This is a genomic window from Rhodococcus sp. BH4, from assembly GCF_002079265.1.
Classification (GTDB): Bacteria; Actinomycetota; Actinomycetes; order Mycobacteriales; family Mycobacteriaceae; genus Rhodococcus_F; species Rhodococcus_F qingshengii.
In genome coordinates this window covers 3,987,565-4,012,369 of record NZ_CP014941.1, presented here as the reverse complement: position 1 = coordinate 4,012,369, position 24,805 = coordinate 3,987,565, and the positions used below count along the sequence as shown (strand labels likewise).

20 protein-coding genes and 1 tRNA gene are annotated in these 24,805 nt (G+C 61.9%); 11 read left to right on the top strand and 10 right to left on the bottom strand.

Features of this window, described 5'->3' with window-relative positions; all coding sequences use genetic code 11:
• Positions 1-139: 139 nt before the first annotated feature.
• The 4 genes from A0W34_RS33210 to gdhA form a co-directional block, all read right to left on the bottom strand.
• Complete coding sequence (locus A0W34_RS33210) at positions 140-307, bottom strand: hypothetical protein (RefSeq protein ID WP_003945367.1); 168 nt, start codon at positions 305-307, stop codon at positions 140-142.
• Between the two features lie 243 nt (positions 308-550).
• Positions 551-694, bottom strand: coding sequence for a hypothetical protein (locus A0W34_RS33205; RefSeq protein WP_003945326.1), 144 nt, complete (start codon positions 692-694; stop codon positions 551-553).
• Between the two features lie 363 nt (positions 695-1,057).
• Positions 1,058-2,317: a PucR family transcriptional regulator gene (locus tag A0W34_RS18440; RefSeq protein WP_081558059.1), complete on the bottom strand. Its 1,260-nt coding sequence runs from the start codon at positions 2,315-2,317 to the stop codon at positions 1,058-1,060.
• A gap of 486 nt (positions 2,318-2,803) precedes the next feature.
• The gene (gene gdhA / locus A0W34_RS18435) at positions 2,804-4,147 is read right to left on the bottom strand and encodes an NADP-specific glutamate dehydrogenase (RefSeq protein WP_003945368.1); all 1,344 of its coding nucleotides are present in this window, start codon (positions 4,145-4,147) and stop codon (positions 2,804-2,806) included.
• A 270-nt stretch (positions 4,148-4,417) separates the two neighbouring features.
• On the opposite strand from gdhA, the gene A0W34_RS18430 reads away from it, so the two are divergent.
• Positions 4,418-5,752 carry a DUF4185 domain-containing protein gene (locus tag A0W34_RS18430; protein ID WP_007733338.1) on the top strand — a complete coding sequence of 445 codons (1,335 nt, stop codon included), beginning with the start codon at positions 4,418-4,420 and terminating at the stop codon, positions 5,750-5,752.
• A gap of 83 nt (positions 5,753-5,835) precedes the next feature.
• Here A0W34_RS18430 and A0W34_RS18425 read toward each other — a convergent pair whose 3' ends face one another.
• Positions 5,836-8,013: a glutamine synthetase III family protein gene (locus A0W34_RS18425; protein WP_081558058.1), complete on the bottom strand. Its 2,178-nt coding sequence runs from the start codon at positions 8,011-8,013 to the stop codon at positions 5,836-5,838.
• Between the two features lie 225 nt (positions 8,014-8,238).
• On the opposite strand from A0W34_RS18425, the gene A0W34_RS18420 reads away from it, so the two are divergent.
• Complete coding sequence (locus tag A0W34_RS18420) at positions 8,239-8,508, top strand: putative quinol monooxygenase (RefSeq protein WP_232329879.1); 270 nt, start codon at positions 8,239-8,241, stop codon at positions 8,506-8,508.
• 26 nt (positions 8,509-8,534) lie between these two features.
• Here A0W34_RS18420 and A0W34_RS18415 read toward each other — a convergent pair whose 3' ends face one another.
• The 4 genes from A0W34_RS18415 to A0W34_RS18405 all read right to left on the bottom strand — a co-directional run bounded on the left by A0W34_RS18415 (position 8,535) and on the right by A0W34_RS18405 (position 9,998).
• On the bottom strand, positions 8,535-9,266 hold the full coding sequence (locus A0W34_RS18415) for a DUF6226 family protein (protein ID WP_081558056.1): 732 nt from the start codon (positions 9,264-9,266) through the stop codon (positions 8,535-8,537).
• Positions 9,267-9,295: 29 nt separating this feature from the next.
• Positions 9,296-9,619: a hypothetical protein gene (locus A0W34_RS18410; RefSeq protein ID WP_081558055.1), complete on the bottom strand. Its 324-nt coding sequence runs from the start codon at positions 9,617-9,619 to the stop codon at positions 9,296-9,298.
• Positions 9,620-9,645: 26 nt separating this feature from the next.
• Positions 9,646-9,804: a hypothetical protein gene (locus A0W34_RS33200; RefSeq protein ID WP_003945304.1), complete on the bottom strand. Its 159-nt coding sequence runs from the start codon at positions 9,802-9,804 to the stop codon at positions 9,646-9,648.
• A gap of 118 nt (positions 9,805-9,922) precedes the next feature.
• Positions 9,923-9,998, bottom strand: a tRNA-Arg gene (locus A0W34_RS18405).
• 97 nt (positions 9,999-10,095) lie between these two features.
• Between A0W34_RS18405 and A0W34_RS18400 the strand changes: the two genes are divergently transcribed.
• On the top strand, positions 10,096-12,231 hold the full coding sequence (locus A0W34_RS18400) for a cytochrome c oxidase assembly protein (protein WP_007733346.1): 2,136 nt from the start codon (positions 10,096-10,098) through the stop codon (positions 12,229-12,231).
• A 182-nt stretch (positions 12,232-12,413) separates the two neighbouring features.
• Positions 12,414-12,827, top strand: coding sequence for a single-stranded DNA-binding protein (gene ssb, locus A0W34_RS18395; protein WP_007733347.1), 414 nt, complete (start codon positions 12,414-12,416; stop codon positions 12,825-12,827).
• 4 nt (positions 12,828-12,831) lie between these two features.
• Here the strand turns inward: ssb and A0W34_RS18390 are convergent, their stop codons facing one another.
• Positions 12,832-13,290, bottom strand: coding sequence for a MarR family winged helix-turn-helix transcriptional regulator (locus A0W34_RS18390; RefSeq protein WP_054781492.1), 459 nt, complete (start codon positions 13,288-13,290; stop codon positions 12,832-12,834).
• A gap of 106 nt (positions 13,291-13,396) precedes the next feature.
• Between A0W34_RS18390 and A0W34_RS18385 the strand changes: the two genes are divergently transcribed.
• The 7 genes from A0W34_RS18385 (at position 13,397) to A0W34_RS18355 (ending at position 24,799) form a co-directional block, all read left to right on the top strand.
• Positions 13,397-15,214: an ABC transporter ATP-binding protein gene (locus tag A0W34_RS18385; protein WP_054801009.1), complete on the top strand. Its 1,818-nt coding sequence runs from the start codon at positions 13,397-13,399 to the stop codon at positions 15,212-15,214.
• A gap of 94 nt (positions 15,215-15,308) precedes the next feature.
• Positions 15,309-16,487, top strand: coding sequence for an acyl-CoA dehydrogenase family protein (locus A0W34_RS18380; RefSeq protein ID WP_081558054.1), 1,179 nt, complete (start codon positions 15,309-15,311; stop codon positions 16,485-16,487).
• A gap of 166 nt (positions 16,488-16,653) precedes the next feature.
• A complete protein-coding gene (gene ettA, locus A0W34_RS18375) occupies positions 16,654-18,333 on the top strand; it encodes an energy-dependent translational throttle protein EttA (RefSeq protein ID WP_007730925.1) in 1,680 nt (559 codons plus the stop codon).
• Positions 18,334-18,337: 4 nt separating this feature from the next.
• On the top strand, positions 18,338-18,757 hold the full coding sequence (locus A0W34_RS18370; RefSeq protein ID WP_003944475.1) for an acyl-CoA thioesterase: 420 nt from the start codon (positions 18,338-18,340) through the stop codon (positions 18,755-18,757).
• A 99-nt stretch (positions 18,758-18,856) separates the two neighbouring features.
• The gene (locus tag A0W34_RS18365; protein WP_081558053.1) at positions 18,857-23,704 is read left to right on the top strand and encodes an NAD-glutamate dehydrogenase; all 4,848 of its coding nucleotides are present in this window, start codon (positions 18,857-18,859) and stop codon (positions 23,702-23,704) included.
• Positions 23,701-24,120: an acyl-CoA thioesterase gene (locus tag A0W34_RS18360; protein ID WP_003944573.1), complete on the top strand. Its 420-nt coding sequence runs from the start codon at positions 23,701-23,703 to the stop codon at positions 24,118-24,120. Before A0W34_RS18365 ends, A0W34_RS18360 begins: the two co-directional genes overlap by 4 nt.
• The gene (locus tag A0W34_RS18355; protein WP_007730934.1) at positions 24,113-24,799 is read left to right on the top strand and encodes a hypothetical protein; all 687 of its coding nucleotides are present in this window, start codon (positions 24,113-24,115) and stop codon (positions 24,797-24,799) included. The genes A0W34_RS18360 and A0W34_RS18355 overlap by 8 nt, the downstream gene beginning before the upstream one ends.
• The last annotated feature ends 6 nt before the right edge of the window (positions 24,800-24,805 follow it).

The window sequence follows — 24,805 nt, the reverse complement described above, 5'->3', positions numbered from 1 at the left end:
GGCCTGATCGCGTAACCGCGAGCCGTCTCGCCTGAACGACCGCGTTGCCCTCCGTCACAGATGACGGAGGGCAACGCGGGTTTCGTGGACTGCCTCGGCGGCCGAAGACGCGGATCGAACGCCGATCACAAGTGAGGTCCTAAGCAGCGCTGCCGAGGCTCGCCGAGTCGAAGCTGCCGAGCCCGGTGCTACCGAGACCGCTGCTACCGACTCCGCCCAGTGCGAGTGCATTGCTGCTGCCCGCGCTCAGTAGCTGGACGATGATGTTGATGACGATGGGGTCGCCGGTGAGCGGAATTGTAGGCACAGGGGGACCTGCTTTCTGTTTCGAGATGTGGTGAGAAGGTGAGCGGCGACGGGATCGTCGACGTGGTCAGGCGGGCTGTTTCAGCCACTTCCGGTGCTGCCGAGCGACACGATGGAGCCGTTGCCGAAGCCGAGTGCTCGGGAGAGTGAGCCGAAGTCGATGACCAGGCTGCCCAGGGTGTGCTGGTTTATCACGGTGGTTCCTGTCTGTGCCGCGACTGTGTGATGCGAGCGGGTAAGTCGATCAGGGAGCAGGCGTCGTGGGAGTTTCGCCGCCGCCGCCAATCGGAGAGTTGTCGGTGTAGAGGAAACTGCTGCCGGCGTTGAACATCTGTAGGACGGTGTTCAAAACGACGGCCAAAGCGCCTGTGGTTGGTGCGGCGATCATGTGCTTGCTCCTGGTTTCAGCGGTGGCGACGTGGTGGTCACCGTGGTCACCGCCATCACAGTGTCAGGCGGCTTGGAGCGGGCCCTGTGCGAGAGATTCTCTCGCACAGGGCCCGAGATTCGTCCTAGGAGACGCCGCCGCCATCCGTCGAGCCCGTGCCGGTGCTGCCCGCGTTGAAGAGCTGCAGGATGGTGTCGAAGAAGGCACCGAGGAGAGCGTTATCCTGGCCGTTGATCATGTGTTTCCCCTTAATTGTTACTGGTTTGCGCGGTGATTCGCACCACACTTTTATAGCCCGGTTCGGAGCGGAAAAGTGGGGTCCAGGCGCCACACGTGGACAGCTAATAGCGAGGATGTGAGTGTTCACATTTTCGCTGGACGATTGTCCACATCAGTGCTTGCGAAAGTCAGCGAGATCATGGCAGCGCGCAGTTTGAGCAGTTCAGAGGGCAGGGCCGGATCCAATCCGGTCAGGGTTGCGATGCGCTTGATTCGATTGTCGATGGTGTTGGTGTGCAGGCCGAGCGCCGACGCGGTGCGCTGACGATGCTGGCCGTTGGCGAGATGTATGGACAATGTCTGCAGCAGTTCCGGATTGCCGTCGAGTGGCTTGAGAAGATTGATCAAGCTGTCGCGGCCTGCGCCACCCCGAGTGAGTTGATACTCGAGCGCGAGGTCTTCCATTCGGTAGGACCGCGCCGGCAGTCTCAGGCGCCGCACGAGTTGCGCCAATTCGTGAGTGGTTGCTTGGGCGGCGGCGATATCTCGTACCGCTGCGTTCTCGGCGATTGCTGTGATCTCCACCCCGACCGTCGCGCGTGCACGTTGGATGACCTCGCACACTGTTCCCCAGTCGGGCGTGCCCTCGATCAGCACCAGACCACGTTGCGGTGCAGGAGCTTCGAGCAGTGCCGACCCGAAGTGTGCCGCGATTTTCGATTGAGCGACGGAGAGGTCACGGTAGGCCTGTATGCGCTGGTGGTTGCCGTTGCGTGCTCCCGGGCGGATGGGCGGCAGGTTCACCAGGAGCCGCAGGAAGAGATAGCGGGGTGCGAGTTCAACGCCCATCTGCAACGCAAGCTGGGTGGGATCGTCGCCGTCCAGCATGGCCTTCACGAGGGCGCCGGCGGAGTATTCCCCGAGTTGGGAACCGGCTGGAAGAGCCGAGAGATAGCTGATCGAGATGAACGAGTGAAGCCGCTGCGCAAGTGCGAACAAGAACTCGTTGAGATCCCCGAGATTGGCGGAGTCCTCGGCGTCGGCCCGGCTGAGGATGAGGGTGCGAAAAGTGCTGATGCCCTCGTTGGTCAAGTTGAGGATCGCGCTGAGTGGCACGCCTTTCAATGCTTGTTGGACGGTCATCGTGTGAATGCCGTCCAACTCTTGGTCGGTGGGAAGTTTGCGGTGATCCAGCAGCTGGATCCCCACTTGGAGCCCCTGCACGATCACCGCAATCAGTTCCCGACGAACTGCCTCCGTTTGGAGGGAAGTCAACGTCGGGTTGGCACGGGACAGGTGATCTACGAGATCGCTTGCCAGTGGGATGACGTCGTTGACCGCTGTGGAGGCGGGCTTGCCTCCCAACATGAGCGGTCCCGGGTTGTTCAGCAGCGCTGGGGACATGGGTGGCCTCCTCTAGACAGGTGCGTCGCCTGGCACAGGCACCCGGAGGCTCGGCGCGTTACGAAGCGGGGTACACGCTGAGGCCTTGTTCGGGGGCATACTCGCCGCTGAAATTTGCGGATCGAATTGCGCCAGGCGTTGTGATTTCTACCACATGAACGATCGTCCAACTGTGAAATGGACAAATGTGAAGATAAGTCCATATGCCCCACGCGCTGCGGACCTAAACAATCGTCCACTTACGGTGTTTTTCGACGTCAGAGCGGAAAACGGATTCGGAGGACACCACGAGTTCCGTCTGGGATCATTGCCGGCGCCTACGGTGCTCGTCGCGGGCGATTTGCTCAGATCAAGCTCGAGGGCCCTGGGTCCTCGCGGACCCAGGGCCCTCGAGGCCTAGGTATTGATTCGACCAGTCCGATGTACGGGAACCGGTTCAGGGTGAAATCACCCCTTTTTGTACTGCTGTCTGTATTGCGGAAATCTCTAGATGACGCCCAGCGAAATCATGGCGTCGGCCACCTTCACGAAGCCGGCAATGTTCGCGCCGTGCACGTAGTCGCCCGGCTTTCCGTACTCGGCAGCGGTGTTGATGGTGCGCTTGTGAATGCCGCGCATGATTCCGGCGAGACGCTCGTCGGTGTACTCGAAGCTCCAGGAATCACGCGAAGCATTCTGCTGCATTTCGAGGGCGGAGGTTGCAACGCCACCGGCGTTGGCCGCCTTGCCGGGCGCGAAGGCTACGTTCGCGTCACGGAAGAGCTGGATGCCACCGGGGGTGGTGGGCATGTTCGCGCCTTCGGCAACGGCCTGAACTCCGTTGGCGATCAAGGTCTTTGCGGCATCTTCGTCGAGCTCGTTCTGAGTCGCGCAGGGGAGTGCGACGTCGCACGGCACGTCCCAGATGGAACCGTCGGCGATGAACTCGGCATGCGGAACTGCGTCGGCGTACTCGCTGATGCGGCCGCGGCGAACTTCCTTGATCTCCTTGAGGAGGTCGAGATCGATGCCCTTCTTGTCCACGATGTATCCCGAGGAATCCGAGCAGGCGATCGCGACGCCGCCGAGCTGGTGGATCTTCTGGATTGCGTAGATGGCGACATTGCCGGATCCGGAGATCACGACGTTCTTGCCTTCGAGGCCTTCACCCTTTGCCTTGAGCATTTCGGCGACGAAGTACGCGACGCCGTAGCCGGTGGCCTCGGTGCGAACCTGCGATCCGCCCCAGGTGATGCCCTTGCCGGTGAGGACGCCCGACTCGTACGTGTTGGTCAGCCGCTTGTACTGACCGAACAGGTAGCCGATCTCGCGACCGCCGACGCCGATGTCGCCGGCCGGAACGTCGGTGTATTCACCGATGTGACGCTGCAGTTCGGTCATGAAGGACTGACAGAAGCGCATGACCTCTGCGTCGGAGCGGCCCTTGGGATCGAAGTCCGAGCCACCCTTGCCGCCGCCGATGGGCAGGCCGGTGAGTGAGTTCTTGAAGATCTGCTCGAAGCCGAGGAACTTCACGATGCCCAGGTTGACGCTGGGGTGGAAGCGCAGGCCGCCCTTGTAGGGGCCGAGTGCACTGTTGTACTGCACGCGGAAGCCACGGTTGACGTGAACGTTGCCCTGGTCGTCGGTCCACGGCACGCGGAAGATGATCTGGCGTTCCGGCTCGCAGAGCCGCTCGATGAGTCCGGCGTCGGCGTAGCGGGGGTGGCGTTCGAGCACTACGTGAAGAGACTCGAAGACCTCTGCGGCGGCCTGATGGAACTCGGGCTCTCCTGCATTGCGAACCAAAACCTGATCGTAAATCTGCGCTACGCGGTCACGTACGGACACCGCTCACCTACCTCGTTGTGAGAACTCTTTTACATTTCCGTTACATACTAGGCGCCTTTATTGCTGTATCGGACAACTGTCCTGTGAAGGTGAAATCGGACACAGCTGTCACTTGTGTCAGTTGAACGGGCGATTTATAACAATTTGCTCAGCTTTCACTCTCTTAACACAGTCCAAATGGTTTGCTTCTGCGGTCGGGGATCACTGTGCCTGTGGTCCGAACGGGAGTCGAAATGATCAGAGGGGCTGCACGTGCGTAAAAAACACTCCATGTCGGCGATGTTGTCGATAGGCGTCGTCACGATTGCCGCGACGATTGCCGCAGCACCGTCTGCGTCGGCGATCGGCGGACCGTGTGGGTCGGGAGGAAGTGGTTCCGCCGGATCGATGACGGGTTCGCTCGGCTCGCTGACCGGATCACTTGGCAGTGGTTCCGCCGGTACCGGCTCCCTCGCCAACGCGCTGCCTTGGATCACCGGCGCCCCCAACGGTGCTCTGCCGGTGCTGACCGGCCGGACCAAGGCGATCGAAATGGTCACTGGCCCAGGCAGTCCCAACAACACCATCGAGCGGTTCAACGTGTCGGGTACCGACCTCGGAATCATGTGGGACAACGGTCTTTCGGGGCCGGATCACGACGTGCTGATGGCATTCGGCGACACGGTGGGCGACTGCGACACCCCGGGTGACGACTGGCGCAGCAACGTATTGTTCCGCAGCAACGACACCGCCATTGCCGACGGGATGAAGATCGACAGTTCTCCTTTGGACGGCCCCAATCATTCCAAGGAGATCATTCCGGGATTCGGCATTCCGGGTGAGTTCACCACCATCCCGACCGCTGGAATCTCTTACGGTGGTGTGCAGTACATCAGATTCATGTCCGTTCGGTCGTGGGACGAACCTGGAGCCTGGACCACCAACTACTCGGCTCTGGCTTTCTCCACGGACAACGGTGAGAACTGGGAACTCGATCCGGCGACAGTTCGCGCCAATACCGAAGGACTTGGCATTCCGGGGATTCCGGCAGTATCGCCGATCAATTCCAACTTCCAGCAGAGCGCCTTCCTCGACGGTCGGGACGGCTACATCTACGAATACGGAACTCCCTCAGGTCGTTTCGGTAAGGCGATCCTGGCGCGAGTGGCCGGCGCCGACATCAGAAATCTCGGCGCCTACGAATACTGGGACGGCTCCGGTTGGAGTCCGCGAGATACCGATGCCGTTCAGGTCATCAAGGCACCGGTCAGTGAACTCGCAGTGCAGTGGAACGACTACCTGAACAAGTACGTTGCCATGTACACCAGTGCCGAGGGCAACCTGGTGATCCGTCAGGCCGACCAACCGCAAGGCCCGTGGAGTGGTACGCAGACCCTGTTGAGTGGAATCACGTTGCCCGCGTTGTACGGCGGATTTATGCACCCGTGGGCGAGCGGACAGTTCCTCGAATTCGTCGCCACCACGTGGGACCGTTACAACGTCATCTACATGCGGACCGATTTGAACGGACTCCAGATGGCGTCGTCGGATTCGCGCGATCGTCCTGACCCCGCGACCACCGGTGAGGCTCGCGTCCTCGAAGTCACGATGCCGGAAGACCGCTAGCCGAGCAAGATTCGACAACTATGGCCTGCAACTCGATCGAGTTGCAGGCCATAGTTCTGTGGGTAGTGATATTCGGGTGATGCTCAGAGAATGAAGAGCATTTCCTGATACGTCGGGAGTGGCCAGTGATCGTCGGCGACGATGGTTTCGAGGAAGTCGGCCGCTGCACGTACCTCTGCCATGGCGGGCAGGAGTGCGTCCTGTGCGTGCTTGGCCTGATCGAATGGCGACTCGCCGGCATTGGTGTCGATCGCTGCGCGCAGGGACGCGAGCGCTGTGCGCAGAACCGCAACGGGCGCCGACACTTCTTCGAGCGGAGCAGAATCCGGTTCGAGGCCGGCGGACTTCAGCGCGACGAAGTTCTGCGCAACTTCCGTCTGGTGGCGCACTGCGGCCGGAAGGATCAGCGTCGTACCGATTTCAGCGGCCAGGCGTGCCTCGACGCCGATGCTCAGTGCGTACTGTTCGAGGCCGACCTCGTAGCGACTGTGCATCTCTCGGTGGTTGAAGACCTTGTACTTCTCGAAGAGTTCCATCGAGGACTCGGTGATCAGTTCAGGAAGGGCGTCCAGCGTCGTGCGAAGGTTCGGCAGACCGCGAGACTCGGCCTCGATCTGCCAGTTCTCCGAGTAACCGTCGCCGTTGAAGACAACCGCACCGTGGTTGGTGATGATCTCGGTGAGCAGATTCTGGACGGCGGTGTCGAAATCCGCGCCGTCGGCGACCGCGGCCTCCAGTTCGGTGGCCATGTAGTCCAAGGCCTCGGCCATGATCGTGTTGATGGTGACCATCGGGCCGTTGACTGTTTGCAGCGATCCTGGCGCGCGGAACTCGAAACGGTTGCCGGTGAAGGCAAATGGGCTCGTGCGGTTGCGGTCGCCCGGATCGGTCGGCAGGACGGGAAGGGTGTCGGCTCCGATCATCATGGTGCCCTTGTCCTTCGACGATGTCGCCGCGCCCTTGGCGATCTGCTCGAAGACGTCGGCCAGTTGATCGCCGAGGAAGATCGAAATGATGGCCGGGGGAGCCTCGTTGGCGCCGAGGCGGTGATCGTTGGTTGCCGATGCGACCGACGCGCGCAGGAGGCCGGCGTATTTGTGGACGGCCCGGATGACGGCGGCGCAGAATACGAGGAACTGGGCGTTGTCATGCGGATTGTCGCCGGGGACAAGCAAACTGCCGAGTTCGGAGTTGCCCAGCGAGAAGTTGACGTGCTTGCCGGAGCCGTTGACACCGTCGAACGGCTTCTCGTGGAACAGACATTCCATGCCGTGCTTCTTGGCGATTGTCTTGAAAGTGGTCATCAGCAACTGCTGGTGGTCCGCGGCGATGTTGCCTCGCTCGAACATCGGGGCGATTTCGAACTGGCCGGGCGCAACCTCGTTGTGCCGCGTCTTGGCGGGGATACCGAGTTTGAAAAGTTCCCGCTCCGTGTCCATCATGAATCCGAGCACACGTTCCGGGATCGCCCCGAAGTAGTGGTCGTCGAACTCCTGGCCCTTGGGCGGCTTTGCGCCGAAGAGTGTTCGGCCGGCGTTGAGGAGGTCGGGGCGGGCGAGGAAGAAGTGTCGATCGATCAGGAAGTACTCCTGCTCGGGTCCGCAGAACGACACGATGTGCTCGGGGTCGTCGTGGCCGAACAACTTCAGGATTCTTTCGGCGTGGAAACCCATTGCCTGTTGTGAACGCAGCAGGGGAGTCTTGTGGTCGAGCGCTTCGCCGGTCATCGAAACGAACACGGTCGGGATACACAGTGTGTTGCCGTTGGGGTTTTCGAGAACGTAGGCCGGGCTCGTGACATCCCAGCCGGTGTATCCGCGAGCCTCGAATGTGTTGCGCAGCCCGCCGTTCGGGAAACTCGAAGCGTCGGGTTCACCTTGGATCAAGGTCTTGCCGGCGAACTCCGCCAGTGCACTGCCGTCGCCGACCGGCTCGAGGAAGCTGTCGTGCTTCTCGGCGGTCAACCCGGTAAGCGGATAGAAGACGTGGGCGTAGTGGGTTGCGCCTTTCTCCAACGCCCAGTCCTTCATCGCGGATGCGACCGCGTCGGCGACCATGGGATCGAGCGGTTTGCCTTGCTCGATCGTCGCCATCACCGATTTGTAGACGAGCTTGGGCAGTCGCTTCTGCATGACCACCTTGTTGAAGACGTTGGCTCCGAACACCTCTCCGGGTGTCTCGTCGGTCGTGAAACTGACCACCGGAGGTGTGTAGGCCTCGACGTCCTTGATCGCTTGCAAGCGAACTGCATTTCCACTCATGTGCTTACCCCTCGCCCGGGCCCAGGGCTGCGCTGCTGATTGCGAGCCCGACTTCGGCAAACCCTACGAACCTCCGGTATCGGGGGTGTTTCGTAGATATTGCGCCTGTCCGCAAACTTCGAGTCACAACGGAAATGTCGATCTGTCGGAGGTCTACGGCAGAATTCGAGCGGAGGGGTCAACGCGGGTCAGACGAATCGGAGAGTCTTTGTGATCAGGGTTTTGGTGCCAACAACGGTGGAGCAGGGCGATCTCGCGGAAGTGCTTCGGTTGTACGAAGAACTTGTCACCGAGACCCGAAAAGAGGTCGGCTGCATCAATTACGAGTTACTGCAGCGCACCGACAATCCCTGCGAGCTCGTGTTGGCGGAGGAATGGGAATCGCAGGAGCACCTCGACGCCCACACTCATACCGAGCACTTCGTCAGGTTGGTTGAGGCGCTGGACAAGCTCGAGACGGCAGCGCCGGCGCAGATCTTCACGAAGGTTCTGTAGCGGCGGGATCAGGGCTCAGCGCCTGCTCATCTTGTAGACGCGAACGAGCGTGCCGTCCAATTCGGGGGCCACGGTGCCGCAGTGAAAGCTGTGGGTTCGTCGAGGTACTGGACCCCGTGCCTTCCGCCGTGAAAAGAAGTTTGAATCGAATAACAGGCGGCTGTGACGTCGACTTCGAGGGAACCGTCGACCACTGACAACACCCAGGTGTCGAATTCTTCGAGCAGTACAGCGGACCCCCTGTCGCATCCGTCGCAGGCACAGTCAGGAATGGACGCCATCGCCACAGCCGGGTTGCCCGCGGCGATCGTGACATTGAACGGGTGGGCGCTGTCGACCGGAGTGTGCGTGGTCAGCACGAGCGGAACCGCACCGTCACTCGAAGGCTCCAAAACGGTGTCGGCCCCGCCGGACTCCAAGGGACGGAGCGCCCATCGCACAGGCGGTACTTCTCGTGCCCAGCCGCGATCGACGAGGACCTTTGTCCACGCTCGAGCTCTTGCCACCACGATCAGGAACTTCTCCGGATCGGTACAACGCTCGTACGAGTCCTTGCGGGGTTGGACGTCGCCGCTGTATGGGCTCAGCCACCCTGGTGTCTGCGCGCCCGTGATGGCGAACGCGGCAGCGACGTCATCGAGTAGGTCGCATAGTTCGCGAGAGAGCCTGGAATCGTCTTCGCTCCAGCCATTTTCGCGGGCGGAGAGGACGTTGTTGTTGTAAGTCTCCCACCACGGCCTCGTCGGGTCCGTAATCATGACGGCAACGCTACTGGCAACTCTGACGATCAGTCTCCGATATATCCGGTCTCCGGGTTGACCTTGCTGAGGAAGTCGCGGATCGACGCACGGTGTTCATCGATAGTTTCGGGCTGAATTTCGTTCGATGGGCTGTTCGCTCGGTCGAGGACACTGTAGTAGGAAACACGGTGAAAACTGGAAAACCCGTACCCCGCGTTCGGCCCCGATTTCCAGTCGTAGTCGGACGCGCCCGGCTCCCCGGGGCGGACCGTCACCGTGAAGATTTCTCCATCGACTTCCAGCGTGAATGGCCCATCATCTGCGATCGGACGGCTTTCACATGTCGACTCGTCCTGTTCCTCGAACGTCATGTGTCGACCCTGTCACAAGGGAAGGGCTACAACGATTGGTCGGGTCCGGTCAACGAGGCGGGACCGGTAGTCGGTTGGTGTGCGCCGGTGAACCGCTCGACGACGGATACAACGACGATCGCGAGTGCCAGGATTCCAACGGTCCGGGCGAGTGACTTCAGGGTCTTCGGAAGTGCCTTCTTCATGCGAGGCAGATTACTGCGGACGGCACGTAATTTGTGGGCTAGGTTTCGGTCCGTATCGGACTGCTCTGCCCAGTGGCCGCTCGTCCACGCAGTGTGACTATCCGTGAATCAAATCTTGTGGTGCCCCCGGCAGGATTCGAACCTGCGACCAAGAGATTAGAAGGCTCTTGCTCTATCCCCTGAGCTACGGAGGCGCGTGGAACATCATACTCGAGGGTTCGGGATGTGACGCGCGCCGCCCAACTCCGACGCGTTGTCGTAGTCGGTTCGCGAAGGTCCTACCCTTGAGGTATGGCTACACCCGACCTCGCGCCGACAGATTCCCCACCGGAGTCCACACAGCACAGCGGTGCACCCGCTTCTTCGACCGCGATATTCGTGGTCAGTGGACTCATCGCAGGGCTCACCGCAGCCATCGTGGTGGGATTCTCCGCGTCGCAGGCACTGACTCTTCTGGGTATCCCGGATCCAGGCCCGATCACCACGTACGGCCTGCCCGCGATGCGGGCACTGGGGGAGATCGCCGCGGTCATTGCGATCGGGTCACTGCTGCTGGCCGCGTTCTTCGTGCCGCCGCAGAAGTCGGGCGTCCTCGACGTCGACGGCTATCGGGCAGTCCGAACTGCATCGCACGCCGCGATCGTGTGGGCGATCTGTTCGTTCATGATGGTGCCCCTGACGCTCTCCGACACATCGGGTCAGCCGTTCGCCGAAGCGATCAAACCGGCGAACCTCTGGTCGGGACTCGATCAGGTCGAGATCGCCGGCGCCTGGCGCTGGACGGCAATTATTGCGGTTGTTCTGGCGATCCTGGCCCGACTGACACTGCGCTGGTGGTGGACTCCGCTACTGCTGCTGGTCGGTCTTCTCGGACTGATGCCGCTCGCTCTCACCGGTCACTCGTCTTCGGGCGGGTCGCATGACATCGCTACCAACAGCCTGATCCTGCACCTCGTGGCGGCTTCGCTCTGGGCCGGCGGCTTGTTCGCGCTACTGGCACACGCGCGGCGCGGCGGCGATTACACCGACGTAGCGGCTCGACGCTTTTCGACGGTCGCATCCATCTGCTTCGTCGTCATGGGATTCAGCGGCGTCATCAATGCGATTGTCCGTCTGCCTCTCGACGACGTATTCACCACGACGTATGGACGATTGATCGTCGCGAAAACAGTTGCACTGATCATCCTCGGGTTCTTCGGTTGGGCTCAGCGGAGTCGGGCGCTACCGGCGCTGGCGGAGAACCCCAAGAGTCGCTCTGCCCTGATTCGATTTGCCGGCGCTGAAGGCATCGTGATGGCGGCAACCATCGGTCTCGCGATCGGCCTCGGTCGTACCCCGCCGCCCCCGCCGCTGTCGATTCCCTCGATCCCCGAGGTCGAACTCGGTTACAACCTTCCGGACCCGCCGTCGTTCATGGCCTTCGTGACGGACTGGCGATTCGACCTTATGTTCGGCACCGCCGCCGTTGCTGCGGCGATTCTGTACGGCATCGGCCTTCGCAAGCTGGCCAAGCGTGGGGATTCCTGGCCTGTCGGCCGAACCATCGCCTGGATGAGCGGTTGTGCGGTGCTCCTGATCGCCACGTCGTCGGGCGTCGGCAAATACGCACCGGCAGTCTTCAGCGTTCACATGGGTGCGCACATGGCGCTGTCGATGTTGGGACCAGTCCTGCTGGTTCTGGGTGCGCCGATCACTTTGGCTCTGCGGGCCCTGGATCCGGCAGGCAAGGACGGCGTGCCCGGCATTCGCGAGTGGATTCTGACCGCTCTGCACAGCCCGTTCTCGCGATTCATCACCCACCCGATCGTGGCGGCAGTTCTCTTTGTCGGCGGTTTCTACGCGCTGTATCTCGGCGGAATCTACGGTGCGACGGTCGACTCGCACAGCGCTCACCTGCTGATGAACCTGCACTTCATCCTCAGCGGCTATCTCTTCTACTGGGTGGCGATCGGAATCGACCCGTCACCACGTCAATTGCAGCCAGTGACCAAGCTGGCAATGGTCTTCGGCTCACTTCCGTTCCACGCCTTCTTCGGCGTGGCACTGATGAGCACTACCGCCGTCATGGGCGGCGCGTACTTCCGTTCGCTCGGCCTCGGCTGGAACAACGACCTGATCGGCGATCAGCAGCTGGGCGGCAGCATCGCGTGGGCGACCGGCGAGATCCCGCTCATGGTGGTCATGCTCGCGCTACTGGTTCAGTGGTCGCGCAGCGATGGCAGGACAGCGCGCCGAACCGACCGTGCGGCCGAGCGTGACCACGACGCCGACCTCGCTGCTCACAACGCCATGTTCGCCGAATTGGCCAGGCGGGACCGCGAAGGGTGGAAACCGCGTGAGGCTGCTGACGCGGAGACTGCAAGCGAGGACTCTGCGGACGAGACACCCAGCGAGAAGAAATCCGACGAATCCTCCACTAGCACTTAGCTCCGACACTGCCCGGGCCGTTTGGCTCGGGCAGTGCTGTTTCTCCACAGCTGTTCCACCGATGCACAGGTGGAAATCGAAGATCCCGAGCCACGCGTTTGTCGTTCCACAATCGAACCTGCCGACGCAATGATCGGCCCCGCGGCAGTTGGCGGGTTCTGGAGTTCGAAGGGGGATCGGACATGTACGAAACGCATGCAACGGTTGTCGGAACCGTCATCACCAATCCGGTGAAGCGGCAGACCACCAATGGCGAAGAGGTGCTGAGCTTTCGGATGGCGAGCAACACGCGTCGCAAAGACGCGGTGACCGGAGAGTGGACGGACGGAGCGACCCTCTATCTCACGGTCAGCTGCTGGCGGCGGTTGGTCACCGGCGTCGGCGCATCCATCATGAAGGGTGATCCGGTCATGGTGGCGGGGGAGTTGCGCACCAACGAGTACACGACCAAAGAGGGTGTGCCTCGTTCCGATCTCGAGCTACGGGCGACTGCGGTAGGCGCGGACCTTGCTCGTTGCATCTCGAAGATCGAGCGTCAGAGCAAGCCGACGTCGGCGGAGAATGTCGAGGACGCAGTCGACACCGTCGCTGCGTGAGGACTCAGACCGAAGGTTTCGGGCAGTCGCGGGGCCGCGAGTCGTGCCCCGCGTCCACTCGCTCGAGAAGTTCGGTGAGAGTTGCTCGCTCCGATTCGTCGAGGTCGTCGAACACATCCGAGGATTCGCGTCGTTGAGCTTTCGCGACGTCGGCAGCGAGGGTAGCGCCGGCGTCGGTCAACTCGAGCAGCACTGCTCGCCGATCGTTCGGGTCGGGAGTGCGGCGCACCCATCCGGCGTCTTCGAGGGAATCCACGACGTCGGTCGCCGACCGCGGAACTATGCGCAAGCGCTCGGCAAGAAACCCGAGTCGAACCGGTTCGCCCACTCGGGTCAGCACTCGCAGCGCTCGGCTTTGCGACGGCGAGAGGCCGAATGGTTCCAGCGCTGCCACTTGGCGTCGGCGGATGAGCCGTGCCACCGACATCACGACGTCGGTGAGTTCGCGCTCTCGGGAATGCATGGCGCCAGTCTAGCGTTGTTGGTGTCAGCCTCATAGTGAGGTAACCTCATCAATATGAAACTAGGGTGAGAAAGCCTCCAGGAGGTAGAACGTGAAACCAGATCACATGCGAAACATCGAACGATCCGCTGTCGAGATCACTCCGGCGGAATCCGTACCGGCAAAGCGCGTACTCGGACTGTTCGCGCCGTATCGAACTCAGATCGCCATCGTCACCGCGGTCATCACACTCAGCGCGATCGTGGCGCTGGGCAGCCCGCTGCTCCTACGCGAAATGCTCGACAAGGCGATCCCGGACAAGAACCTCGGACTCGTCAGCGTTCTGGCCATCGGCATGATCGCCATTGCCGTGATCACGAGCTGTCTCGGCGTGGCCCAGACCTGGATGTCCAACAGCATCGGCCAGAAACTGATGCACCAACTGCGCGTGCGGGTCTACTCGCATCTGCAGAATCAGTCGCTCGGATTCTTCGCTCGAACCCGAACCGGAGAAGTTCAGTCGCGTATTGCCAACGACATCGGCGGTATGCAGTCGGTGGTCACCAACACGGCAACGTCCATCGCGCAGAATGCAACGACCGTGGCAGCCACCATTGTTGCTCTGTTCCTTCTGGATTGGCGGCTTGCCATCTTCTCGCTGGCGATCTTGCCGGTGTTCATCCGTATCGCACGCAAGATCGGTGACGAGCGCCGCAAGATCTCTGGTAAGCGGCAGAAGCTACTCAGTGATCTGTCGGTCCAGGTGGAGGAATCTCTCTCCGTCAGTGGCATTCTCCTCGGCAAGACGACCGGCGCGAAGTCGGCTCTGACGGATCGATTCACCGAGCGTTCAGCGGAAGTCGCAGACGTCGAACTCCGAGCCATGATGGCCGGCAAGTGGCGCATGGCGACCATGTCGATCACCTTCGCAGCCATGCCTGCACTGGTCTACTGGTTTGCCGGTTTCACTCTCGATCACGGCAACACCATCACCGTCGGCACCCTCGTCGCATTCACCACGCTGCAAACACAATTGTTCCGCCCCACCATGATGCTGCTCAACACGGGCGTCGAGGTGCAGAGCTCGATGGCACTGTTCAGTCGCGTGTTCGAGTACCTGGATCTGCCGATCGACATCGCGGATCCGGAAGAGTCGAAGAGCTTCGACCGCACCAAGATGTCCGGCGAACTTCGGTTCGACCACGTCGACTTCTCGTATCCAGGAACCGACAGCAAGACCCTCGACAACATCGACCTCACGGTCCCGGCCGGCGGAACCTTGGCGCTTGTCGGCTCCACGGGTTCGGGCAAGACCACTCTCGGATACTTGGCCGCACGTCTGTACGACCCGACTGCGGGATCGGTGAGAATCGACGACGTCGATCTGCGGGACCTCGATCTGGCGACGGTCTCCGACCTGGTAGGTGTGGTGTCGCAGGAGACGTATCTCTTCCACACGACGATTCGTGAGAACCTTCGGTTCGCGAAACCCGACGCCACGGACGCCGAGATCGAGCAGGCAGCGCGCATCGCGCAGATCCACGAGTTCATTTCCGGTCTCGACGACGGGTACGACACCATGGTCGGCGAGCGCGGCTACCGATTCTCCGGCGGTGAGAAACAGCGCATAGCGATCGCGCGCACAGTCCTGCGGAATCCGCCGATCCTTGTCCTCGACGAGGCGACGAGCGCCTTGGACAATCGCACTGAACGTGCGTTGCAGGACGCGCTCGACGAGCTGATGGTCGGACGCACCACTCTTGTTGTGGCGCACCGACTCTCCACGGTTCGAGATGCGGATCTCATCGCGGTCCTCGACCAGGGCGTGGTTGTGGAAAAGGGCACCCACGACGAACTTGTGCAACAAGGTGGGCGATACGCACAGTTGCTTGCGGCCTCGGGTAGCGACGCCGTCGAACTCCCGTCGGAACTGCAGACCGTGTGAGTGTAAGAAATGTCGGCCATTTCACTTCCGCAAGTTTCTAGAACGTGTTCTACTTTAATGGTCGTTGGTCGACTATCAATGGAGGCGGAAGATCATGGGTCAGGTTCTGGACAACATCTCACAGTTCGCCGACGAGATCCGCGCCGACGGGGTCGAGGGCGACAAGCTGATGCGCTTGACGGACGGCAGCGCGAAGCGTTTGCGCGACGCCGGCGTCATCCGGATGTTGCAGCCGAAGGAGTTCGGTGGCCTCGAGGCGCATCCGCGTGAATTCGCCGAGACGGCAATGGCTATCGGTGCGATGGATGGTGCCACGGGCTGGGTCAGCGGCATCGTCGGTGTTCATCCGTGGGAGCTTGCGTTCTTCGACCGCAAGGCTCAGGAAGAGGTGTGGGGAACCGATCCTGATACGTGGATGGCGTCGCCGTATGCGCCGATGGGTGTGGCGAGGCCGGTCGAGGGTGGGTACATCCTCAACGGTCGTTGGTCGTTCTCGTCCGGTACCGATCATTGTGACTGGATCATGATCGGTGCGATGGTCGGTGACGAGTCCGGTAAGCCGTTGATGCCGCCGAAGATTCTGCACGTGTTGTTGCCGCGTTCGGATTACGACATCGACCAGGACAGCTGGAATGTCGTGGGTCTGCGCGGTACGGGGTCGAAGGATCTGATCGTCAAGGATGCGTTCTTGCCGACGTATCGGACTCTTGATGCGGGAAAGGTTTTCGACGGGACGGCGTGGAAGGAAGCGGGTCGTACGGAGACGTTGTACAAGTTCCCGTTCTCGTGCATTTTCCCGTTGGGGATCACTTCGTCGTTGATCGGTATCGCCGAGGGTGCGTTGGCGTGCAACATGGCGGCGCAGCGTGAGCGTGTGACGGTCAGTGGTGTTCCGATCAAGGAAGATCCGTACGTGCTGTTCGCGATCGGTGAGGCGGCGGCCGAGATCGCTGCTTCTCGGGCTGCGATCTTGGAGACGGTGGATCGTTTCTGGGACATGACGGAGAAGGGGCAGGAAGTTTCGTTCGAGCTTCGTGCGATCGGTCGCCGTACGCAGACTGCTGCGGCGTGGCGGGCGGTGCGTGCGGTGGACGAGATCTTTGCTCGTTCCGGTGGTGGGGCTTTGCAGTTGAGCACGCCGATGCAGCGGTTCTGGCGTGATGCGCATGCCGGTCTCGCGCACGCGATCCATGTACCCGGTTCCATTTTCCATGCGTCGACGCTCTCGCAGCTCGGTGGCGAGCCGAAGGGCATCCACAGGGCAATGATCTGAGCCGTCCTGGGGGCACCCGGAGGTGTCCCCATCGCGGTTTTCGTGGGGGTCGATGAGCATGTCGGTGAATCTGGTCGATGACCTCGGACTGTCCGCAGAACCCGCATCGGAGTGACGGCCAACGCGCAATGTGGGTTATAGGGCAAACACCGATAGGCTGGCGGTCATGGCTGAGTTCATTTACACGATGAAGAAGGTGCGCAAGGCGCACGGTGACAAGGTCATCCTCGATGACGTCACGATGAGCTTTTACCCCGGCGCGAAGATCGGTGTCGTCGGACCGAACGGCGCTGGTAAATCCAGCATCCTCAAGATCATGGCCGGACTGGACCAGCCGGGCAACGGCGAGGCATTCCTGGCCCCGGGCGCGACCGTCGGCATCCTCATGCAGGAGCCGGAGCTCGACGAGACCAAGACTGTTCGCGAGAACGTCGAGGACGGTCTCGGAGAGACGATGGTCCAGCTCAAGCGGTACAACGAGATCGCCGAGCTGATGGCTACGGATTACTCCGACGAGCTCATGGAAGAGATGGGCGAGCTGCAGGAGAAGCTCGATCACGCAGATGCGTGGGAGATCGACTCGCAGCTCGAGCAGGCTATGGACGCCCTGCGCTGCCCCCCGCCGGAAGAGATGGTCACCCACCTCTCCGGTGGTGAGAAGCGACGCGTTGCGCTCTGCAAGCTGCTGCTGAGCAAGCCCGACCTCCTGCTCCTCGATGAGCCCACCAACCACCTCGACGCCGAATCTGTCCTGTGGCTCGAGCAGCATCTCGCTGCTTACCCCGGCGCAATCCTCGCCGTGACTCACGATCGCTACTTCCTCGATCACGTCGCGCAGTGGATCTGTGAAGTCGACCGCGGACGCCTGTACCCGTACGAGGGCAACTACTCCACCTACCTGGAGCAGAAGGCTGCACGCCTCGAAGTTGCCGGCAAGAAGGATCAGAAGCTGCAGAAGCGCCTCAAGGACGAGCTCGCATGGGTTCGTTCCGGCGCCAAGGCCCGCCAGGCCAAGAACAAGGCTCGTCTCGATCGCTACGAGGAAATGGCGAACGAAGCCGAGAAGACGCGCAAGCTCGACTTCGACGAGATCCAGATCCCGGCACCGCCGCGCCTGGGTGACGTGGTCGTGGAGGTCTCGAACCTCGACAAGGGCTTCGACGGTCGCGTTCTGATCAAGGATCTCTCGTTCACGTTGCCGCGCAACGGAATTGTCGGCGTCATCGGCCCCAACGGCGTCGGTAAGACGACGCTGTTCAAGACCATCGTCGGTCTCGAGGAGCCTGACGCCGGTGAGGTCAAGATCGGTCAGACGGTCAAGCTGAGCTACGTCGACCAGAACCGTTCCGGAATCGACCCCAAGAAGACGGTCTGGGAGACCGTGTCGGACGGGCTCGATTTCATCGTCGTCGGCCAGACCGAGTTTCCCTCGCGTGCGTACATCAGCTCGTTCGGTTTCAAGGGTCACGATCAGCAGAAGCCGGCCGGCGTCCTCTCCGGTGGTGAGCGCAACCGCCTGAACCTGGCGATGACGCTCAAGCAGGGCGGCAACCTGATCCTGCTCGATGAGCCCACCAACGACCTCGACGTCGAAACCCTCGGCTCGCTGGAGAACGCTCTCGAAGAGTTCCCCGGCTGCGCCGTCGTGATCTCGCACGATCGCTGGTTCCTGGACCGGACCTGTACCCACATCCTTGCGTGGGAAGGTGGCTTCGGCGACAACGAGGCAGCCTGGTACTGGTACGAGGGCAACTTCGAGGGCTACGAGGCGAACAAGGTCGAGCGACTCGGCCCCGACGCCGCACGCCCGCACCGCGTCACTCACCGCAAGCTCACCAGGGACTGATCCGGTGTCCGACGTATACACGGCGCAGATCCAGGTCCGGTGGGGCGATTCCGACCGGTTGGGTCACGTCAACAACACGCGTTACGTCGAGTACATGCAGGAAGCGCGCATCCAGTTCCTGGAAGCGAAACTGGCGCCGCTCGGCGGCCGGCCGGGATACCTCGTGGTTCGAAAGATGACCGTCGAGTTCCTCAAGCCGGTCACCGATCGGTCCGGTCCCTTGAATGTGGAGATCTTCACGACTCACGTCGGGACTTCCTCGTTCACGGTTCGGCACGTCATCCGTGACAACGCGGGTGTCGAATGCGCTTTCGGCGACGCGTTGATGGTCGGATTCGACACGGTGTCCGAAAAGTCCAGACCGCTGGCGGACAGCGAACGCGCGGTGCTCGAAGCATCGCTTGTTCAGATGACGACATCGTAGATTTCGTTTCTCAGTTCACCCTAGGTACTGGTTGCCGCGGCTAGTCTCGAGTCAGAGATTGGTCGCGGCGATCAGAACCCACAAGGATGTGAGCCAGGAATGACAGACCGTGTACGGCAGCAGGGCACAGGCCTCGACGAAGCGACGTTGTTGACGCGTCTTCGCGAGGCCTTTTTCACGCATATCGACGAGGGTGACAGCGACGACGTCATCAACGGTCGATCGGATCGAGTCCTGCTCGCGCATCTTGCGCTCGGGAGGCAGCGGACCCCGGGCACGGCCGTATGGCGTGTGTACCGCCCGTCAGGATCCGAGGGTCTCGGCGCTGCCGTCCAGATCGTCACCGACGACATGTCGTTGCTCGTCGAGTCCGTTACCGCGATGCTCAACCGACAAGGTGTGGGAATCAGTCAATTCGCCCATCCGATCCTGACGGTTGAACGCGATGACTCGGGCAATCTGATGTCCTTGGGCGACAGCGGTATCCAAGAATCCTGGATGCACGTCCAGTTGGACTCCGAAGTCGAGGATTCCGCTCTCGACGCGATCGAAGCACACCTCGGCAAGGTGCTCGCGGACGTCCGCCAGGTGGTTGGTGACACCCCGGACATGAAGGCATTGCAACTGCGCGTTGCCGACGAGTTGGAGAGTGCCGCAGAAACTGCCTCCGGGAGGATCACCCCCGAAGAATTCTCCGACACCGCCCGGCTGCTGCGGTGGATGGCGGACGGAAACTATGCCGTGCTCGGATACCGGCGGTTCGAGGGCACGAAGGACGGTTCACGCACGGTAGCCGACAGTGGACTCGGCGTGCTGCGCTCCGACGCGGTCACCGAAGGCCCGATGAGTTTGCCTCCCGTCGCAGATCTCCCGGATCGACCGCTTCTGGTCCTGACGCAGGGATCGTTCCCCGCCACGGTGCACCGCGCTGTCTACCCGTACTTCGTGGGTGTCTCGATCCTCGACGACGAGGGAAACATCGTGGGGGAGCACAGATTCCTGGGTGTGTTCACCGTGGTCGCACTCCACGAGAACGTCCTCGCGATTCCTCTGATCGAGCGCCGCGTCCGCGAGGTCATCGCGCGTGCCGGTGTCGACCTGCATTCGTACTCCGGTCAGGCGATGCTCGAGGTCATCCAGTCGTTCCCACGCACCGAGTTGTTCTCGAGCGACGCCGAGACCTTGTTCGAGACCGTCCACGCCGTGCACAGCATCGGGCTGCGTCGACAGGTGCGACTCTTTGTCCGCGAGGACACGTTCGGACGCTTCGTGTCCTGCTTGGTGTACCTACCCCGCGACCGGTACACGACGCGGGTGCGACTGGCGATGCAAAACCTGCTGTGGCGCGAATTCGGACCAGGCACAGTCGATTACACCGCCCGGGTTACCGAGAATGATCTTGCGCTGTTGCACGTGACGATCCGGCGCGATCCGGACAGTGAGCCGGTTCATCTGGATGTCTCCGAGGCCAACCGCGAGCGAGTTCAGGCTCTGTTGACCGAAGTCAGTCGTAGCTGGGACGACCGCATCAACGACCTTGTTCGTGAAAGTCCGGGTGTGGATCCGGAACTGGTGCAGCGGTATTCGCGGGTGCTTCCCGATGGATACAAGGAGGACTTCGAACCGTCACGCGCGTTGGCCGACATCGCCCGACTCGAGGCGTTGGCGCCAGGCGCGATCGACGTACTGCTCTATCGTGCTGTGGACTCCGCGCCCGGTGCCTGGCGCTTCACGCTCTTCGTCGGCGGCGACGGTATCTCGTTGAGCCAGGTGCTACCGGTGCTGCAGTCACTCGGCGTCGAAGTTCTCGACGAGCGGCCGCACGTCGTGCAGCGACTCGACGGCGTTCAGTGCTGGATCTACGATTTCGGATTGTCGGTACCGGCGGATCTTCGGGCGTCGGTCGAGATCGACCTCGATGCGCAGGTGCCGCTCGAGACCAGTACCGCCCCGCTGACCGAGGTCCAGAAGCGATTCACGGCTGCATTCGGTGCAGTCTGGTTCGGCCGGGCAGAAGCTGACCGATTCAACGAGTTGGTGCTGCGGGCCGGAATGTCCTGGCGGCAAGCCGTGGTGCTGCGTGCTTACGCAAAGTATCTGCGCCAGGCCACATTTCCATACAGTCAGTTCCACATCGAAGGAATCGCGCTTACACACCCGCAGACCGCGTTTGCATTGGTGCAGTTGTTCGAGGCGATGTTCGACCCCGAGAAGCAGGACGACATTCGCGTCGCCGAATTGGACGAGCAGTTGCGTGCGTCCATCGACGAGGTACTCAGCTTGGATGCCGATCGCATTCTGCGCGGAATGTTCTCCTTGGTGAAGGCGACCTTGCGTACCAATTTCTACGTCGTCGACGCCGATGGCCGCTCTCGCGACTACCTGTCGGTCAAGCTCGATCCCTCACGGATCAGCGAGTTGCCCAAGCCGCGGCCGGCTTTCGAGATCTACGTGTACTCACCCGAGGTCGAAGGCGTCCACTTGCGATTCGGCGCAGTCGCGCGCGGCGGGCTCCGCTGGTCCGACCGGCGCGAGGATTTCCGCACCGAGGTGCTCGGCTTGGTGAAGGCTCAGGCCGTCAAGAACGCGGTGATCGTGCCGGTCGGCGCCAAGGGCGGCTTCGTCGTGAAGAATCCGCCTCTGCCGACGGGTGATCCGGCCGTTGATCGAATGGCGACGCTGGAAACCGGCAAGGCCTGCTACACCACGTTCATCTCCGGATTGCTCGACATCACCGACAACGTGCACGCGGCTACCGGCGAAGTTGTGACGCCGGATCGAGTGGTGCGCAAGGACGATCAGGATCGCTACCTGGTGGTCGCCGCGGACAAGGGCACGGCGACGTTCTCGGATCTCGCCAATTCGGTTGCCGCCAAGTACGACTTCTGGCTCGGCGACGCGTTTGCCTCCGGTGGCTCCGTGGGATACGACCACAAGGGCATGGGTATCACCGCTCGCGGCGCCTGGGAAAGCGTCAAGCGGCACTTCCGCGAACTCGGGGTCGACACGCAGACGCAGGATTTCACGACGGTAGGCGTCGGCGACATGAGCGGAGACGTGTTCGGCAACGGAATGCTCCTCAGTCGGCACATCCGTCTGGTGGGCGCGTTCGACCATCGACACATCTTCCTCGATCCGAACCCGGATGCAGCGAGCTCGTTCGTCGAACGTCAACGACTTTTCGAGTTGCCACGGTCGTCATGGGCCGACTACGACAAGAGCCTGATCAGTGAAGGTGGCGGCGTCTGGGACCGCACGGTCAAGTCGGTTCCGATCGCCGAAAGCGTCCGGATCGCACTGGGTCTGGCAGAGGGGGTCACGAAGCTCTCGCCGCCGGAATTGATGCAGGCGATTCTGTCGGCACCGGTGGACCTACTCTGGAACGGCGGAATCGGTACGTACGTCAAAGCGTCGACCGAGACCAATGCGCAGGTTGGCGACAAGAGTAACGACGCGGTGCGTGTCGACGGTCAAGACCTGCGGGTCAAGGTGATCGGGGAGGGCGGCAACCTCGGCGTGACAGCTCTGGGACGAATCGAGTTCAGCGCCAACGGCGGTCACATCAACACCGACGCCATCGACAACTCGGCCGGCGTCGACTGCTCCGATCACGAAGTGAACATCAAGATTCTTCTCGATTCGCTCGTGCGCTCGCAGTTACTGCCGTCACCGGAACGGAATCCGTTGCTGGCGTCGATGACCGACGACGTGGCTGCGCTGGTGTTGGCGGACAACATCGCCCAGAATGCGCTGCTCGGAATCTCCCGCGTGACGGCGCCGCAGATGCTCGGTGTTCACCGCCGTCAGTTGACGGATCTGACCAAGGCACGTGGCCTTGACCGCAAGCTGGAGGCGTTGCCGACCGACAAGGAGATAGAGCGTCGACTCGAGGCCGGTGTGGGTCTGACGTCGCCGGAATTGGCGACGCTGACGGCGCACGTCAAGCTTTCACTCAAGGACGATCTGCTCGCAACCGAGTTGCCGGACAACGATTTCTTCGCCCAGCAGATCCCGCAGTACTTCCCGACCGCTGTTCGCGATCGGTTCGAAACGGAGATCAAGGCACACCCGTTGCGGCGGCAGATCGTCGCGACGATGCTCGTGAACGAAGTGATCGACAACGGCGGAATCACGTACGCCTACCGATTGGCCGAGGAGACCGGAGCGAGCAGTACCGACTCGATCCGTGCCTACGCCGCTGTGCGAGAGGTGTTTGCGCTCGACGAGGTGTGGTCGCGAATCCGCTCGGCGGGCGTCAGTGCAGAGATCGAAAACGAGCTGATCGTGGAGTCGTGCCGCTTGCTCGACCGCGCGTCGCGGTGGTTCCTGGCCAATCGGCCCCAGCCGATCGCCGTCGGCGCCGAGGTAGCGCGTTACTCGGCGGCGTATCGGGCGACGGCACCTCTGGTTCCGGGGCTGCTTGCGGGCCATCAACTCGACGATCTGCTGGTGCGGGCTCAATCGGTGATCGATCGCGGGGCTCCGGAAGCGTTGGCGCTGGACGTGTTCCGACTGCTTGACGTCTACTGCCTGCTCGACATCGCGGATATCGCCGACATCGCAGATCACGACATCACCGAAGTCGCGGAGCTGTACTACGCCTTGGACGCGCATCTGGGAATCGACTGGTTGCTGAGCGCCGTCTCGGGACTCGAGCGCGGCGATCGCTGGCACTCGCTCGCGAGGCTCGCGTTGCGAGACGACCTCTACAGTTCGCTTCGGCAGTTGACGATGGAGGTTCTGGCCGGCGGCGAGCCGGGGGAGTCGCCGCAGGAGAAGATCGACGAATGGGAATCGACCAACGCCTCGCGGCTGAGTCGGGCGAGGGCAGCTCTCGTCGAGATCTTCGAGTCTGGGACGCTTGACCTCGCGACGCTCTCGGTGGCGGCGCGTCAGGTTCGTAGCATGGTGCGCAGCATGGGCACCCGATCGGAGGTAGGACGTTGAGCGAAGGATTCCACGCCGAAGTTGTGGTTCGGTGGTCCGACATGGATGCCTTCCAGCACATCAACCACGCACGGATGGTGACGTTGCTCGAAGAGGCGCGGATTCCTTGGTTGTTCGAAGACTCGCGCCCGACGGTCACCCTGCGTGACGGGGCCGTGATTGCCGATCTCCATGTGCGGTACCGCGGCCAACTGCGGCACGACGATTCGCCGCTCGACGTCTTCATGTGGGTGGAAAAGGTTCGCGCGGTGGACTTCACCATCGCGTACGAGGTTCGCCCCCGCGGCGCCGATCTCAGCGTTCCGCCGTCCATCGTGGCATCGACTCAGATCGCGGCCTTCGATATCGACACTCAACGTCTGCGTCGCCTCAGCGGGCCCGAGCGGGAGTACTTGGAGAGCTGGCAACGTGCATGAACGTGTACTGACCGTGCCCGAGGAGGCCGAGCGAAAGAACTTGGCCGGCTTCATCGGTCATGCCTTGCGTTTGGACGAGTCCACGGTCATCCGGATGCGTCGACGCGGAGATGCTCACCTGAGCGTTTGGGCGTCAACGGGTTTCGACGCTCTCGCTACGCGAACCGTGGCGGGCACCATCAACCCTGACGACACCTCGGCTGCCGGCGATCAGTTGCTCTCGGCGGTGGAGCAGGCGACAAGTGAGCTGATCGATCCGGGGTTCGCCATGGATTCGGCGTGGCGTGGGGCGTTGCCGCCGATGGACGGCTTCGAGCACCTGGACGACGTACCCGCCCGGGTGCTGATCGAACTGGCGCAGCGGGGCAACGCCTTGGCACTGGAGCATGGAAGTAGTCACGGTCCGCCGGCGTCGTTGCTCGATCAGGACGTGCTCGAGGTCAGTGGTCCGTCCGGCACGGTCGGGATCTCGATGCGGGTTATTTTTGCCTTGACCGCAATGGGATTCGTTCCGCACGCCGGGTCCGAGGCGATGACCGCCGACATCGACCTCGAGCAGATCGACGCCTCGGAACTGGTTCGGGTGCGGGCGAGCAAATCCTGGGTGCGGCTCGATGCACGGTTCGGTTCGATCTACCGTCACCGCGGTGGTTCGATACCGCTGATGGTTGCACGATAGGAGTTC

Coding starts and splice junctions, on each gene's coding strand:
- ettA (WP_007730925.1), top strand. CDS start 16,654: ATGGCTGAGTTCATTTACACGATGAAGAAGGTGCGCAAGGCGCACGGT.
- A0W34_RS33200 (WP_003945304.1), bottom strand. CDS start 9,804: ATGAAGAAGGCACTTCCGAAGACCCTGAAGTCACTCGCCCGGACCGTT.
- A0W34_RS18440 (WP_081558059.1), bottom strand. CDS start 2,317: ATGTCCCCAGCGCTGCTGAACAACCCGGGACCGCTCATGTTGGGAGGC.
- A0W34_RS33205 (WP_003945326.1), bottom strand. CDS start 694: ATGATCGCCGCACCAACCACAGGCGCTTTGGCCGTCGTTTTGAACACC.
- A0W34_RS18410 (WP_081558055.1), bottom strand. CDS start 9,619: ATGACGTTCGAGGAACAGGACGAGTCGACATGTGAAAGCCGTCCGATC.
- A0W34_RS18430 (WP_007733338.1), top strand. CDS start 4,418: ATGTCGGCGATGTTGTCGATAGGCGTCGTCACGATTGCCGCGACGATT.
- A0W34_RS18380 (WP_081558054.1), top strand. CDS start 15,309: ATGGGTCAGGTTCTGGACAACATCTCACAGTTCGCCGACGAGATCCGC.
- A0W34_RS18385 (WP_054801009.1), top strand. CDS start 13,397: ATGCGAAACATCGAACGATCCGCTGTCGAGATCACTCCGGCGGAATCC.
- A0W34_RS18390 (WP_054781492.1), bottom strand. CDS start 13,290: ATGCATTCCCGAGAGCGCGAACTCACCGACGTCGTGATGTCGGTGGCA.
- A0W34_RS18415 (WP_081558056.1), bottom strand. CDS start 9,266: ATGATTACGGACCCGACGAGGCCGTGGTGGGAGACTTACAACAACAAC.
- ssb (WP_007733347.1), top strand. CDS start 12,414: ATGTACGAAACGCATGCAACGGTTGTCGGAACCGTCATCACCAATCCG.
- A0W34_RS18400 (WP_007733346.1), top strand. CDS start 10,096: ATGGCTACACCCGACCTCGCGCCGACAGATTCCCCACCGGAGTCCACA.
- A0W34_RS18365 (WP_081558053.1), top strand. CDS start 18,857: ATGACAGACCGTGTACGGCAGCAGGGCACAGGCCTCGACGAAGCGACG.
- A0W34_RS18425 (WP_081558058.1), bottom strand. CDS start 8,013: ATGAGTGGAAATGCAGTTCGCTTGCAAGCGATCAAGGACGTCGAGGCC.